The sequence below is a fragment of the Selenomonas sp. oral taxon 478 genome, assembly GCF_001189555.1.
Classification (GTDB): Bacteria; Bacillota; Negativicutes; order Selenomonadales; family Selenomonadaceae; genus Centipeda; species Centipeda felix.
Genome location: NZ_CP012071.1, coordinates 1,739,375 through 1,752,733, shown reverse-complemented (window position 1 = coordinate 1,752,733; position 13,359 = coordinate 1,739,375). Strand labels below are relative to the sequence as shown.

The window sequence follows — 13,359 nt, the reverse complement described above, 5'->3', positions numbered from 1 at the left end:
TCTATCTATGTTATCGAACGGCTACGTAAATTTCTCCAGTGTCAAAAACATCGTCTTTAACATTTGGACGCGCTCCTTCGCATCGAGTGACTCCGCATGAAAGAGCCCTGTTACCATCTGCAGCATCAATGCTGCTTCACGCGTCTCAATCATCCCATGCTGCATGAGATAGCGCAGCATGGACTGTACGGACTCGCAGTCCGTATTCTCGTCGATCTTCGACATCATATCGCGGTAAACCAGATCATGGAGCGGCACCTGCACAATGCGGATGAACCCGCCTAGGCCACGCCGTGACTCCACCACGAAGCCCTTATCCTGCGTAAACCGCGTTGAGAGCACATAGCTGATCTGAGACGGTGCACACGAAATCTCATCGGCAATATCCGTCCTGCGCAGTTCGACCTTCCCGTCCTGACGGGCGGCCAGCTGGCGCAGGATATAGGATTCTATCATATCGGCAATGTTGCTCATCATACCACCTTCTTTGTGTTCTTTGCATATTTGATATTATTATATTTGACTTTTTGATTTTTGTCAAATATATCTCAAGGAATCGCTGATAAAACAGTCCCTTGGATTGGTGCGGATTTTTTGTCCTGTCAAGGAGACAAACCGGACGCATAGCAGAGGCTATGTGGAGGATTCTAGGGCACAGACAGGGCGAAAAAGATGTACTAAGACGGTGGTGCTGAATTTATCAGTGCTTCCTTAAAAACACGAATGCCGCAGGGCGTCAGCGTTGACGCCCTGCGGCATTCAAATTTCTCTCTCGATCAGTTTTTACAGGTGGAACTTATGCACCTCGTTCTGGAGTTCCTGTGCAAGCGTCGCAAGCGTATTGCTTGCATCTGCCATCTCGTGCATCGCAGCAGCCTGCTCCTCCGCAGCTGCCGAGATGGTCTGCGTATCATCCGCTGCCTTGCGCGAGATGTCTTCGACGCGCTTCAGCGATTCGATCATGTCATCCCTTGCCTTGCTGACAACATCAACTGCGTCCGAAGCAAGGCGAATGTTCCTGCCAAGTTCCGTAAAATTCTCCGCCACAGTACGGAACGCCTCACCCGAGGACGCAACGACAGAGGCCCCCTCATCGACGTTCTCATTCCCCTGACGGATGGCGGCAACAGCATCTGCCGTATCTTTCTGAATGAGGCGGATGAGGTCGGCGATGTTCTTTGCCGACTCGCCCGACTGCTCTGCGAGCTTGCGGACTTCCTCCGCGACGACAGCAAAGCCGCGTCCTGCCTCACCAGCGCGTGCCGCCTCGATGGCAGCGTTGAGCGCGAGGAGATTCGTCTGCTCGGAGATCCCCGATATGGTGTCAACGATCGATCCGATCTCATCGGAGCGCCTGCCAAGGGCCTCAACAAGTCCTGCTGCAGCGCTGACCTGCTCTGCGCTGCCCTGAATCCGATGCACGGCATCGTTTACCTGGTTCTGCCCGTTTGCCGTACTCTCCTGTCCATTCTGTGAAAGCTTGTAGACACTGTCCGTCTGCTCGGCAAGCTGATTCATTTTATCCGACATTTCATCGGCATTAGCAGCGAGGCGATCGATCATATCTGTCTGTTCCGCTGCTCCCTCTGCAAGCGAGGTGGTGTTCTGTGCGACATGCGTAATGGATTCGAGGGGCTCCTGTGTGCTCGCCGTCAGCTGCTCCGACGACGCCGCAACAGTCTCTGCCGAGCGGGAGACATTCGACATGACCTCACGCAGACGATTCTTCATCGCGTTTGCACTGTGTGCAAGTATACCGATCTCGTCTTCGCGGGATTCGTCCAGATCAGCAACGCGAAGATCGCCCTTTGCAATCCTTCCCAGGCTCTCGGTGAGTTCCTCAATAGGCTTCAGTGATCTGCCGATTGCCACATAGGAGAGCACACTCAGAATGAGAATGACGAGGATAGAGGCGACGACCGTAACCATGAGGAACTGATGGCGCACATCATCCATGACATACGAGCCGATACCGACGAAGAGCATGCCAATCGCCTGACCGCTCGCATTTCGCAAAGGTGCGTACGCCCCCAGATAGTCGATGCCGTCAATCGCTACCATACCGCTGTGTTCCTTATTCCCTTTGATGACAATATCGGTCACCTCTGCACTCGCCTTTGTGCCGACATTGCGTTCTCCGTTTGCCTTCTTGAGGTTCGTCGAGACACCGACATCCTCTGCAAAGAAGGTGACGTAGCCCTGACAGATCTCGCCGAGTTTGTCGGCAACCTCATGATTGTCGCCGAAACGGTGATCGCCCTTATAGAGCTTTCCGTCCTGCAGCGACCAATCCCCCGGGTAGCGGACATCCATGTTTTCAAAGATCAGCTTGACATTTAATACTGCCTGTGTCTGCAGGGCAGAGTTAAAGCCGCTGTTGGCACTCTCCCATCCGATCAGTGCCATGCAGACACAGATCAGCACCACACACAGATCAGCACCACACACAGATCAAAAAACAAGACAGATTTGGTTCTAAGTCCCATTTCTTACACTTCCCCCTTAATGGAATGATGCAGCATTCTCCGGCCAGAGCACCGAAGCCGTCGATTTCCATATCAGTTCCCATGGCCGACATAGTAAGTTAAGTATAGTATATCCATATTTCATACTGCTATAAAGATGTTTATTTTTATTCTTATGGAATTACAGATCGAAACTCCGTCTCTGGATTGACGCAATTTTTGTGATTGAAACGAAAGGGATGCGATTCGTCAACTTTATTGAAGCAATCGTAAAGGAATAGGAGAAAAGAGGTCGTCACGAGCTGAATCCCCCCACATATTTCACAACACAAAAAATCTGCACGAGCGGATGTCGTGCAGTCGGAGATAGCTCAATACCGCCGTAAAAACTCACGGCCAAAGACGGTAACGGTGTAGTAAAAACCGATGAGAAATGGAAGATACTCGGCGATGAGCCGCCAGCAAACGGCAACGATGCCAACCGTCCCCGCAGGGACGACGGAGGAAAAGAGGAGGACGAATCCGCCCTCAGCGATGCCCGAGCCGCCCGGCGTTGGACTAAAGTAGAGGAGCATATTGAGAAAGATCATACGCCCCATGACGGTGTACCAATCGGCATCCGTGACGCCGAGCCCCAGCAAGAGACATGGCACAACGGCGTAGATACAAAGGAGGTTCAGCCCGGACTCAACGAATACCACGAGCATCTGACGCGGCGCGTCGAGCAGAAGGGAGATGGCGCTCTTCGTGTCGCGGTAGAAGGCAAAGAGCTTGCGTCGCCGATGGTCGCGCAGGCGGCGCGCGATCCGCACGACGAGATAGTCCAGATAGCCGCGCCGTGCGCTGACGACGATGAGAATGATGCCGACAAACGCGGTGAGGGTAATCGCCATGAGAACATCGTTCGATATCCCCGGGACAATGCCCTCATCGTGCAGGAAGATCAGCGGCATGCAGAGGGCCAAAAAGAAGATCGAGAGCAGCGTGCGCACGATGACGAGCACGGCCGCCTTCCCCGTAGGCACACCCGCATGGCGCAGGAACATGACCTGTGCCACGGCGCCGCCCGTTGCACCGGGGGTCAGAAGGGCGAGAAAATAGTTGCCGAAGATCACCTGCACCGCCTGATAGAGTGTAATCCGTTCGTTTGAGATGCGGACGAGGTGCATCAGGCGGCTGCCGTCAAAGAACATCCCGAGTGCGATGGCGCAGAGCGCAAGGGCGAGCGACCACGGCTGGAATTGGTTCAGATTCTGCAGCGTATTGATGTCCACCGTCGTGTAGATGACGGCGGTGGAAATGCCGACGACAAGAATGAAAAGGAGGAGAAAGCGTCGTATGAATTTGCGCATCGTCTGCCTCTCCTCCCCTTCTCCCTAACTCAAATACTCTTCATGTGCCGCAAAGGCATTGTGGCTGTGGATGGACTCCTCATTCTCGCAGGCGAGCGAGAAGTACGCAAGCCCCGGCAGCTCCCGCAGAGCAAGGACCGTATCGCGCAGGATATCCTCGACGAATTTCGGATGCTCGTAGGCTTCCTCTGTGACGTATTTCTCATCGGCGCGCTTCAGCAGCGGATAGATGGGCGCAGAGCCCTGCTGCTCGAGAAGCTTCGCCAGATCCTCGATGTAGATGCACGGCACGCCCGCATGGAAGCGAAGGTGCACGCGTGCCCGCGAGCGCTGATTGTGTGCCCCATAGGAGGAGATCTCCTTGCTGCACGGGCAGAGCGAGGTGAACGGCATGGACAGCCCCAGCTCAAACTCCATCGGCATCCCGCGCCGCTTGCGTCCCGTAAAGGACGCATCGACATCGAGGAGGGAGGTGCGTCTGCTGACGGGCGCACTCTTTTCGACGAAGTAGGTAAATGCGAGCCGCACCTCTGCCGCCTCAGCATGGAGACGATCAAGTGCCTCCGTGAGCATCGCATCCATCTCCTCCTCGGCGAGAGGCTTCTCGCTCCACGGAAGCAGAATCTCGAGGAAACGGCTCATGTGCGTTCCCTTGAACTCCATCGGCAGGGAGACGGTGAAGGTAATCGTTGCCAGCACCTGCTGATAGCCGCCCGCCTGTTTTTTGATGAGAAAGGGAAGGCGTACGTCCTTGACCCCGACGCGCTGAATGGCGATGCCGCGCCCGTCCTCCCTGCTCTGTACGTCCTGCATCAGTTCTTCCCCTCAGCATACGGGATGGGATCATGCAGACCTGCCTCAGCAAAGCCGCGCAGCCGCAGAAGGCAGCTGTCACAGACGCCGCACGCCACGGAGCCGCCCTGATAGCAGCTCGTCGTCAGGGCGTAGGGTGCGTCGAGCGCATCGCCGCGGCGGATGATCTCCCCCTTGGAGAGATGCTGGAGCGGCGTCTCGATGACAATGCGCCGTCCGTCCTCTGCCGATGCCGCCGTCGCCGCATCAGCCGCGCGCTGAAACGCCGCAATAAATGCGGGACGGCAGTCGGGATAGCCCGAGTAGTCCACAGAGTTCACGCCGATGTAGACATGCGTTGCACCGATGCGCTCCGCATAGCCGACGGCATAGCTGAGGAAGATGAGGTTGCGGGCGGGCACATACGTAACGGGTATGTCCGTCCGCTCCGCGTCGCCCTGCGGGACATCAATGGCGCTGTCGGTCAGCGCCGAGCCGCCGATGGCGTCCATATTCGTTTCGATGAGGAGATGCTCTGCCACATGGTAGTGAGCGGCAATGCTCTTTGCCGCATCCAGCTCACGACTGTGGCGCTGATGATAGTTAAAGCTGATCGGATAGAGCTCCTGTCCCGCCGCATGGGCGATCGCCATGCAGGTGCAGCTGTCCAGTCCACCCGAGAGCAGAATGACCGCGCGTTCTCCCATACTGTCCTCCCCTCTCTCAATCAGCCGCGCAGCGACGCGATGGCGGCAGATACATCTGCCGCACCGTAGATATACGATCCGGCGACGAGCACATTCGCTCCCGCAGAGCGGACGGACTCCGCCGTCTCTGCATTGATTCCGCCATCGACCTCGATGTCGACATCCAGCTCATTCCCCTCAATCGTATGGTAGAGGGCATGTATCTTCCCGAGCGTGTTCTCGATAAACTTTTGCCCGCCAAAGCCGGGGTTCACCGTCATGAGGAGCACCATGTCGACATCGTCGATCAGCTCCTCGAGCGTGTAGATGGAGGTGCCGGGATTCAGCGCGATGCCCGCACGGCAGCCCGCCGCCTTGATCTGCTGGATGACGCGGTGCGCGTGACGCGTCGCCTCGACATGAAAGGTGATGATGTCCGCCCCCGCGCGCGCAAAGCTCTCGATGTGTGTCTCGGGGTGCTCGACCATCAGATGCACGTCAAAGACCGCCTTGGACACCTTGCGCAGACTCTCGACCACACATGCACCCATCGTGATATTCGGTACAAACGTCCCATCCATCACGTCAATGTGGATGTACTCCGCCCCCGCCTCCTCGACGCGGCGCACCTCTGCCCCGAGATTCGCAAAATCCGCCGAGAGGATGGACGGCGCAACAATCGTTGGACGCGCAACGTGGATATGCTCCTCTTCCTCCATGATCTCTTCTTCGTATTCGTGTTCATGTGCCATGGATCTGTCTCCTATTTTCTAGCCGACCGAATTTCTTTGAGCAGTGCGATGTAGGCATCGTACCGCTCACACGCGAGCCGCCCCTCCTCTGCCGCCACCTTGACGGCACAGTCCGGCTCATGACTGTGGCTGCACGGCGTAAAGCGGCAGCCTGGAAAATGCAGGAACTCAGGAAAGCAGTCCGCGAGGTCGTCCGCTGCGACGCCCGTCAGTTCCTGCTGCGTAAAGCCCGGCGTATCGACGACATAGCCGCCCACAAAGGGAAGGAGTTCGGCGCGGCGCGTCGTATGCCGCCCGCGTCTGATTTTCTCACTGACCGCTCCCACCGCCAGACCGAGGGACGAATCCATCGCATTGAGCAGAGAGGATTTTCCTGCACCCGACGGTCCCGCAAAGACGGTGATCTCACCACTCAATCTTTCCCGCAGTGCCGCAATGCCCGTCCCCTCCGCAGCCGAAACAGGAAGGACAGGATACCCCGCCGCTTCGTACGGTGCACAGAGCTGCGCTGCTGCCTCCCCGTCGATCAGGTCAATCTTATTGATGCAGAGCACGATGTTCCGTATGCCGCTGTGCTCGGCGAGCACGAGAAAGCGACTGACGACGAGCGGATGCGGGTCGGGTGACGCCGCCGCCACAGTGATGACGATCTGCGTGAGGTTCGCCACGCGCGGGCGCGCGAGGAGGGACGTACGCGGCTCAGCCCCCTCGATCACGCCTTCACCGTCTGTGCCGCACACTACGCGCACAACATCGCCGGGAAGCAGAGCATCCCGCCCGCGCATACTCTTGCCGCGCAGCTTACAGAGCATCTCCGTACCATCCACAGAGACGTGGACGACACTGTTGTAGACCTTCAGAATCCGTCCGTACTGATGCACAGCCGCCTCCCTACTCTGTCTTTTCCGTCTGGATGCGTCGTCCCGCAGGGTCTTTATCGCCCTTCTTCGGTTCGCTGTTTTTCCCGCTGTTCTTCGTCTCAGCACCCTTGCCGCTTGAAACGGTCAGGCGCACGGCTGTGCCGGCCTCTGTCTCGGCCCCCGCCGCAGGCGACTGACGGATGACCGTCCCCTCTGCCTGTGTGCTCGTTTCCTCCGACGTGCCGCCGACCTTCAGGCCGCTGCCCTCCAGCATCGCGCGTGCGCGGTCAAGCGGGACGCCCTGTACATCGGGAACAGCAACCTTCTTGACCTTCTGCCCCTTGCTGACGGTGATATCAACACTCTGCCCCTTGCTGATGCGCGACCCGCTGCGCGGATCCTGCGAAATGACTGTACCACTGTCCTCATCCGAATACGTCTCGTATGCCGAGCCGAGGCGCAGCCCCATCTTTTCGAGCTTGCTGATGGCGTCTTCCTTTTTCAGTCCGCGCAGGTTCGGCATCTCAATCTCTTCGCCGCCCTTGCTGACGTAGATGGTGACTGTGCGCTCTTCCTTGACCGTCATGCCCGCCTCGGGTGTCTGTGAAACGACGATGCCGACGGGCACAGACGCATCATAGGTCTCCGCCACGGTGACACGCAGATGCTGATCCTCGAGGATCTGACGTGCGAGCGTCAGCTGTTTTCCCGTCACATCGGGCACAGTGACCTCGACTGAGCTCCAGAACTTGCCGAAACTGAGGAAAAATCCGGTGAAAAAACCCAAGAGAAGAACGAGGACAATGCCGAACTTAAACTTCTTTTTCTGATAGAACGGCCGCTCATTCACCGGTACGGGTTTCGTATTATCCTCCACCGGCACGGCGGCGTGAATCTCCTGTGCCTCCTGCGGGCTGAGGACGCGCGTCGCATCCGGATCAAAGGCGGGGACGGCGGTCGTCTGATCGCCGCGCAGCAGCTGCTCCGTATGGGCGATATCCGCCGCAAGGGTGCTGCTGTCCGGCCGCTGGGCGGGATCCTTTGCCATCATGCGGGCCACGAGGGCCTCAACGACGGGAGGAATGCCGGGCACGAGGCGGCGAAGCGGCTGCGGCTCCTCCTCGAGATGCTTGCGCGCAATGCTCACCGCCGTATTGCCGTCAAAGGGAATATGCCCCGAGAGCATCTCGTAGAGGACAACGCCGAGGGAGTACACGTCGGACTTCGGCGTGATGATCGTGCCGCGCGCCTGTTCCGGGGAGAAGTAGTGCACTGAGCCCATGATGTTGTCGTTGTAGGTCATGGTGGACTCGGTGACCGCGCGCGCGATGCCGAAATCCGCCACCTTGACATTCCCGTCGGGCATGACGAGGATGTTGTGCGGCTTGATGTCGCAGTGCACGAGATTGTTCGCGTGCGCCTGTGCCAGTGCACCGGCAATCTGTTTTGCTATGTGGAGTGCCTGTGCCACAGGCAGCGCGCCCTCTTCCTTGATGCGTTCCTTCAGCGTACGCCCCGGCACATATTCCATGACGATGTAGTGACGCCCTTCGGCGACACCGACATCGTAGACATTGACGATGTTGGGATGCGTAATGCGCGCCGCTGCCTTTGCCTCGCGCTGGAAGCGTCCGATGAACTCCGTGTCGTGCTCATACTGCTGATGCAGAATCTTTACGGCGACAGTGCGCTCCAGGAGCTGATCTTTCGCCCGATAGACATCTGCCATGCCGCCGCTGCCTACGAGCATCTCCAGTGCGTAGCGTCCATCCAAGACACGCTCGACCATGTTTGTTCCTCCTATCGCCTCTGCCTGTATGGGAGGCTCGATTCGTGAGGGCGTCAGCCCTCGAAATATGTACGTATGATCTGACGGGCGATGCCCGCCGCGGCTCTGCCGCCGAATCCGCCCTCCTCCACGAGGACGGAGAGGACGATCTTGCGCCCGCCGCGCTCGGCCGACCCGATGAACCATGCGTGATCCGTACCGGTGGCGTTCTCCGCCGTACCGGTCTTGCCCGTCACGCGCACGCCCGCGACATCCGCCGCCGTACCTGTCCCGGAGGCGACAACCCCCGCCATGTCCCCGTCGATGATGCCCGCACGCTCGGGGGTCGTCGCCGTCCGCCAAACCTTTGGGCTGGATGTCTCAAGTGCGATGCCGCCCGTCGTCAGGACGGCGTCCACGAGGTAGGGCTGCATGATGCGCCCGCCGTTTGCGAACGCATCGGCAACGAGTGCCATCTGCAGCGGCGTGACGAGCAGCTGTCCCTGCCCGAAGCCGAGCTGAGCGATCTCCCCATCGCTCAGCCCGTGCAGTGCGGGTACATGTGCAGCCGCCATGGAAACCTCCGGCGCGTTCAGCTCTGCCCCGATCCCGAAGCGGTCAAAGGCATCGCTGAGTCCCTTGTCCCCCATGCGCATAGCGAGGGTCGCAAAGGTGATGTTGCACGATTCGCGCAGGGCATCCGCCAGACGCAGACGCCCGTGTACCTCGCCATGCGGCTCATGCAGGACATAGTCCCTGCCGATCGCGAGCTCACCCGTGCAGTCGAAGATCTCGTCCGTCGTCGTGACGCCCGTGGCAAGTGCCGCATCGGCGACCAAGGTCTTGAAGGTCGAGCCGGGCGGGTAGAGTCCTTGCGCGGCGCGATTGACGAGCGGGCTGTCCGCACGCGACGAGAGCGTATCCCATGAGCGCTCGGTCACGGACGGGTCAAAGGACGGCGTACTCACCATCGCTAGGAGTGCGCCCGTCTCCGCATCCATCACGACGACGGCACCACGGTGTTCACCGAGGGCACGATACGCAGTCTGTGAGAGCTCCGCATCGACGGTGAGGCGGACATCATAGCCCGCATCGGCGCGGAGCAGGGTGCGCAGCGGCCCCATGCCCGCGACATCGTTCGTCACGCCGCTGAGCGGCGTCCCCTCCGTCTGTTCGATGCCTGTCGCCCCATGGCGATCCGTGCGGTACCCCGTCACGGGGGCGAGTACAGCACCATAGGGATAGGAGCGGTTTCCTGCGGCATCGCTCCCCGCAAGAACGCGCCCCGTATGATCGAGGATGCGCCCGCGCCGTATATCCTCCTCCATGAGGGCAGAGCGCATATTGAGCGGATGCGCAGCGAGCGATGCGCCGTCCCACACGGAAATCTTGACCAGATAGAGGATCTGGACGGCGATGAGGACGAGGAGGCAGGCTGCCGCCGCTGCGATGTGGCGGCGCATTTTTCCATCCGTCATGATGCCGCCTCCTTGCGTGGGGCAGAGAGCGCAGTCAGAATCCCGAGGAAGACAAAACTCGCCGCCATCGAGCTGCCCCCGTAACTAACAAACGGCAGGGTAATGCCCGTCAGGGGCAGGAGTTTCGTGACGCCCGCCACGATGATGAACGCCTGCAGCAGGAGCGCGACCGCAGCCCCCGCAGCGAGCAGCGTCTCCTCCATCCGCGCCTGCCGCAGCGCGATCTGAATGCCGCGCCAAAAGAGCAGCGCATACGCCATGAGGACAAAAACGGCACCGATCAGCCCAAATTCCTCGGCAATCGCCGAAAAGATAAAATCGGTGTGCACCTCGGGGATGAGCCCGGGATGACCTTCGGAGAGCCCTGTCCCCCAGACGCCGCCGCTGCCGATGGCAAAGAGGGATTGGACGATCTGATACGACATCCCGTTGGGATCTGCCCATGGGTGCATCCAGATATCAAAGCGCACGCGCACGTGCCCAAAGAGCATATAGCTGAGTGCCGCCGCAGCCAGAATGAATACGCCGGCGAGGAACACATACGACTTGCGCCCCGTCCCCATATAGGTCATGACCACCGCCATGCCAAAGAAGAAGAGCGCCGCGCCGAGGTCATGTGCAATGACAAACATCAGCACCGAGAGCCCCCAGAGCGCCACGAGCGGCGCGATAAAGCGCACGGGCGGCAGATGAAGAAAGGCAACGCGGCGCGCCGGCAGGGTCAGCACGGCATGATGATCGGCAAGATACGCCGCGAGGAAGAATACGAGAAGGATTTTTCCAAACTCCGAGGGCTGCACAGAGAACGCGCCGAATGCCAGCCAGTTCTTATTGCCGCCAATGGAGACGCCAAAGAGCAGCGGCAGGAGCAGAACGATGGTCGTCGCTGCACCGAGCACATAGGGATAGGCGAGCATCCGACGCAGCCGTGCCCAAAAGAGGAGCACCAGCATCCACGCGGCAGTGCCGACACATGCCCAGCGCAGCTGTGCGGCAAAGAGATCGGGCTTCAGCCGCGCCACCTCGATGAGCCCCACAGCGAGAAGTGTATAGGCAAGGGCAAGTGGTACCGTGTCCAGATGACGCCGCGCCGCCAAGATGTACCCCGCCGCACCGCAGAGCACGAGGACGCCGAGATCGGGCAGATAGGGCAGATCTCGCTGCCAGTCAAAATGCCACCCCGGCTGTCCCGCCCCATGCTTCAGCAGGAGAACACCGAGTCCGCAGAGGAGAATGCCCAGCGGGGCGAGTCTCGTCTTGAGCATCATGACGGATCACAGGCGATGACAATCGCCGTCACATTGTCCGTCCCGCCCGCATCGAGGGCACGCTCCACCATCTGCCGCGCTGCATCATCTGGATTCCCGCCGAGCAGCGCACACAGATCCGCATCCTCCACCATATTGGTCAGACCGTCCGTGGCGAGGAGGAAGCGGTCTCCTGCCATGACGGGGAACGTATCTCCATCTACGTGCAGGCGCTCCTCGACCCCGACGGCACGCAGCAGATAGTTCTTGCGCGGATGATGCTGCGCCTCCGCCTCGCTCAGTTCCCCACGGGCAACCAATTCCTCCACGTAGGAGTGGTCGCGCGAAATCCTGCGCAGCGCCCCGGCGCGCAGGAGATAGAGACGGCTGTCACCGACGTGCGCATAGCACGCCGTCTGCGACTCCTCGTCGATATGAAGCACCGTCGCCGTCGAGCCCATCCCCTCATAGGCGGAGTTCTTGGCGGCAGCATCCAGCACCTGCTGATTGGCGCGCAGGACGGCACTCTTGAGCGCTGCCGTGTCAATGGGCTCTCCGGCATTTGCCATATCATGCACAGCGGCGACGACGATGCGGCTTGCCACCTCGCCTGCCGCGTGTCCGCCGAGCCCATCCGCCACGACGTAAACAGCGGGCGAAAACACGCCGCAGCTGTCCTCGTTCGATGTGCGCACGCGTCCGATGTCCGATGCGCTTGAAACCTCGATCATGTATTTACCTCTCAAACCGCAGCGACACAGCACCGATGCGCAGGACATCACCCGCGCGCAGATAGGCGCGCCCGCTGAGCTGACCGTCGTTCAGATACGTGTGATTCCGACTGCCGAGATCCTCTGCGATATACGCGTTCTCGCGCTGATAAATCAGGACATGATGATGCGAGACGAAGCTGTCGTCAAGAACGATGTCATTGTCCGGACTGCGCCCGATGGACAGCTCATGCCCCACGGGATAACGCCGCCCCTCCAGCCCCTCGCCGGCAAGCACGACAAGTGCCGCCGCCCCGGCGGTCTGCGCCGGCGTGTGCGGTGCTCGTATATCGGCACGCAGCGCCGTGAACATCTGCCGCCCAAGATGCAGGACGGCATAGGCGAGCCAGAGCAGCGCGCCGTATTCTAGGACAACGCGCAGTGCTTTCAGAACCAGTGCTGGCATCAGCGCACCTCATAGCGGAGCGCCGTCGTCCCGAGGCAGATCTCATCTCCATTCCTCAGACACTGCATCTCTCTCCGCTCTCCGTTGATAAATGTACCGTTGCGGCTCTGCGCATCGTAGAGAACATGCCGATGCCGCTCGTAGGAAACCCACGCATGCACGCGGGAAATATTGCTGTCCGTCAGGATGAACTCATTGCGCGGCATCCGCCCCATATAGATCTTGCGCTCGCCGAGCGGCATCACAACGCCCTCATCCGCCCCGCTGAGTACCGTGAGCTCCGCGAGCTCATGCTCGGGCGGCAGATCGAGACAACGTCCATCACGCAGGGATGGCCGCTCAAGCACGATGGTCTGCGCGAGCGTGTCATGCGGAACGGCGTCGCTCGGCTCCGGTACGTGATCCTGCTGCATCCGCCCCACCAGACGGTATGAGCCCGCGCGCAGGGACGCGTCAACGTCAAACGAAATGCTGAGCCGCCCTTCCATATAGAGATCCTCACGGATGATACAGCGCTTGAGTGCCGTTCCCAGCTCATCCACCACACGGTGGGAGCAGAGCCGCTGATAGTCCTCCGTCCCGAGAGAGATGATATACGCATTGGCAAGAGAGGCGCTGTTCTGACGCTTCGCCTCTTTTTCCAGCCCCTTGATCAGTTCCACGGGTTCCAGATGACTGCTGAACTTGCGGTTAAAAAAACCTTCGATGTGATCCCCCAGAAACGATTCCACGCGATCCATCATCGTGCATCGCTCTCCTTTGGTCGCAAAGCACAGGAAAATC

The 13,359-nt window shown here is 59.6% G+C and carries 14 protein-coding genes; 1 reads left to right on the top strand and 13 read right to left on the bottom strand.

Annotation, left to right across the window (positions count from 1 at the left end; genetic code table 11):
* Positions 1 to 21: 21 nt before the first annotated feature.
* Positions 22 to 474 (bottom strand): CtsR family transcriptional regulator, encoded by a 453-nt coding sequence (locus ADJ74_RS08150; RefSeq protein WP_050343383.1) that lies wholly within the window; start codon positions 472 to 474, stop codon positions 22 to 24.
* 106 nt (positions 475 to 580) lie between these two features.
* Between ADJ74_RS08150 and ADJ74_RS11610 the strand changes: the two genes are divergently transcribed.
* Positions 581 to 715 carry a secretion protein HlyD gene (locus tag ADJ74_RS11610; RefSeq protein ID WP_071844307.1) on the top strand — a complete coding sequence of 45 codons (135 nt, stop codon included), beginning with the start codon at positions 581 to 583 and terminating at the stop codon, positions 713 to 715.
* A 68-nt stretch (positions 716 to 783) separates the two neighbouring features.
* On the opposite strand, the gene ADJ74_RS08145 is transcribed toward ADJ74_RS11610, so the two are convergent.
* The 12 genes from ADJ74_RS08145 to ADJ74_RS08090 all read right to left on the bottom strand — a co-directional run bounded on the left by ADJ74_RS08145 (position 784) and on the right by ADJ74_RS08090 (position 13,319).
* Complete coding sequence (locus ADJ74_RS08145; RefSeq protein WP_253271687.1) at positions 784 to 2,427, bottom strand: methyl-accepting chemotaxis protein; 1,644 nt, start codon at positions 2,425 to 2,427, stop codon at positions 784 to 786.
* Positions 2,428 to 2,836: 409 nt separating this feature from the next.
* Positions 2,837 to 3,817 (bottom strand): lysylphosphatidylglycerol synthase transmembrane domain-containing protein, encoded by a 981-nt coding sequence (locus ADJ74_RS08140; protein ID WP_050343379.1) that lies wholly within the window; start codon positions 3,815 to 3,817, stop codon positions 2,837 to 2,839.
* Between the two features lie 24 nt (positions 3,818 to 3,841).
* Positions 3,842 to 4,630, bottom strand: a complete 789-nt coding sequence (gene folE2 / locus ADJ74_RS08135) for a GTP cyclohydrolase FolE2 (RefSeq protein WP_050343376.1) — start codon at positions 4,628 to 4,630, stop codon at positions 3,842 to 3,844.
* Positions 4,630 to 5,316 carry a 7-cyano-7-deazaguanine synthase QueC gene (gene queC, locus ADJ74_RS08130; protein WP_050343373.1) on the bottom strand — a complete coding sequence of 229 codons (687 nt, stop codon included), beginning with the start codon at positions 5,314 to 5,316 and terminating at the stop codon, positions 4,630 to 4,632. Before queC ends, folE2 begins: the two co-directional genes overlap by 1 nt.
* A 20-nt stretch (positions 5,317 to 5,336) precedes the next feature.
* Complete coding sequence (gene rpe / locus ADJ74_RS08125; RefSeq protein ID WP_050343371.1) at positions 5,337 to 6,047, bottom strand: ribulose-phosphate 3-epimerase; 711 nt, start codon at positions 6,045 to 6,047, stop codon at positions 5,337 to 5,339.
* A gap of 11 nt (positions 6,048 to 6,058) precedes the next feature.
* Positions 6,059 to 6,928: a ribosome small subunit-dependent GTPase A gene (gene rsgA, locus ADJ74_RS08120; RefSeq protein WP_050343369.1), complete on the bottom strand. Its 870-nt coding sequence runs from the start codon at positions 6,926 to 6,928 to the stop codon at positions 6,059 to 6,061.
* 10 nt (positions 6,929 to 6,938) lie between these two features.
* Positions 6,939 to 8,696, bottom strand: coding sequence for a Stk1 family PASTA domain-containing Ser/Thr kinase (gene pknB / locus ADJ74_RS08115; RefSeq protein ID WP_050343367.1), 1,758 nt, complete (start codon positions 8,694 to 8,696; stop codon positions 6,939 to 6,941).
* A gap of 53 nt (positions 8,697 to 8,749) precedes the next feature.
* A complete protein-coding gene (locus tag ADJ74_RS08110) occupies positions 8,750 to 10,153 on the bottom strand; it encodes a penicillin-binding protein 2 (protein ID WP_050343365.1) in 1,404 nt (467 codons plus the stop codon).
* Positions 10,150 to 11,421: an FtsW/RodA/SpoVE family cell cycle protein gene (locus ADJ74_RS08105; protein WP_050343364.1), complete on the bottom strand. Its 1,272-nt coding sequence runs from the start codon at positions 11,419 to 11,421 to the stop codon at positions 10,150 to 10,152. Before ADJ74_RS08105 ends, ADJ74_RS08110 begins: the two co-directional genes overlap by 4 nt.
* Positions 11,418 to 12,131, bottom strand: a complete 714-nt coding sequence (locus tag ADJ74_RS08100) for a Stp1/IreP family PP2C-type Ser/Thr phosphatase (protein ID WP_050343361.1) — start codon at positions 12,129 to 12,131, stop codon at positions 11,418 to 11,420. The genes ADJ74_RS08105 and ADJ74_RS08100 overlap by 4 nt, the downstream gene beginning before the upstream one ends.
* A 4-nt stretch (positions 12,132 to 12,135) precedes the next feature.
* A complete protein-coding gene (locus tag ADJ74_RS08095; RefSeq protein ID WP_050343359.1) occupies positions 12,136 to 12,576 on the bottom strand; it encodes an FHA domain-containing protein in 441 nt (146 codons plus the stop codon).
* A complete protein-coding gene (locus ADJ74_RS08090; RefSeq protein WP_050343357.1) occupies positions 12,576 to 13,319 on the bottom strand; it encodes an FhaA domain-containing protein in 744 nt (247 codons plus the stop codon). Before ADJ74_RS08090 ends, ADJ74_RS08095 begins: the two co-directional genes overlap by 1 nt.
* Positions 13,320 to 13,359: the final 40 nt, after the last annotated feature.

Coding starts and splice junctions, on each gene's coding strand:
- ADJ74_RS08150 (WP_050343383.1), bottom strand. CDS start 474: ATGAGCAACATTGCCGATATGATAGAATCCTATATCCTGCGCCAGCTG.
- rpe (WP_050343371.1), bottom strand. CDS start 6,047: ATGGCACATGAACACGAATACGAAGAAGAGATCATGGAGGAAGAGGAG.
- ADJ74_RS08100 (WP_050343361.1), bottom strand. CDS start 12,131: ATGATCGAGGTTTCAAGCGCATCGGACATCGGACGCGTGCGCACATCG.
- ADJ74_RS08110 (WP_050343365.1), bottom strand. CDS start 10,153: ATGACGGATGGAAAAATGCGCCGCCACATCGCAGCGGCGGCAGCCTGC.
- ADJ74_RS08105 (WP_050343364.1), bottom strand. CDS start 11,421: ATGATGCTCAAGACGAGACTCGCCCCGCTGGGCATTCTCCTCTGCGGA.
- ADJ74_RS08090 (WP_050343357.1), bottom strand. CDS start 13,319: ATGATGGATCGCGTGGAATCGTTTCTGGGGGATCACATCGAAGGTTTT.
- folE2 (WP_050343376.1), bottom strand. CDS start 4,630: ATGCAGGACGTACAGAGCAGGGAGGACGGGCGCGGCATCGCCATTCAG.
- ADJ74_RS08140 (WP_050343379.1), bottom strand. CDS start 3,817: ATGCGCAAATTCATACGACGCTTTCTCCTCCTTTTCATTCTTGTCGTC.
- queC (WP_050343373.1), bottom strand. CDS start 5,316: ATGGGAGAACGCGCGGTCATTCTGCTCTCGGGTGGACTGGACAGCTGC.
- ADJ74_RS08095 (WP_050343359.1), bottom strand. CDS start 12,576: ATGCCAGCACTGGTTCTGAAAGCACTGCGCGTTGTCCTAGAATACGGC.
- pknB (WP_050343367.1), bottom strand. CDS start 8,696: ATGGTCGAGCGTGTCTTGGATGGACGCTACGCACTGGAGATGCTCGTA.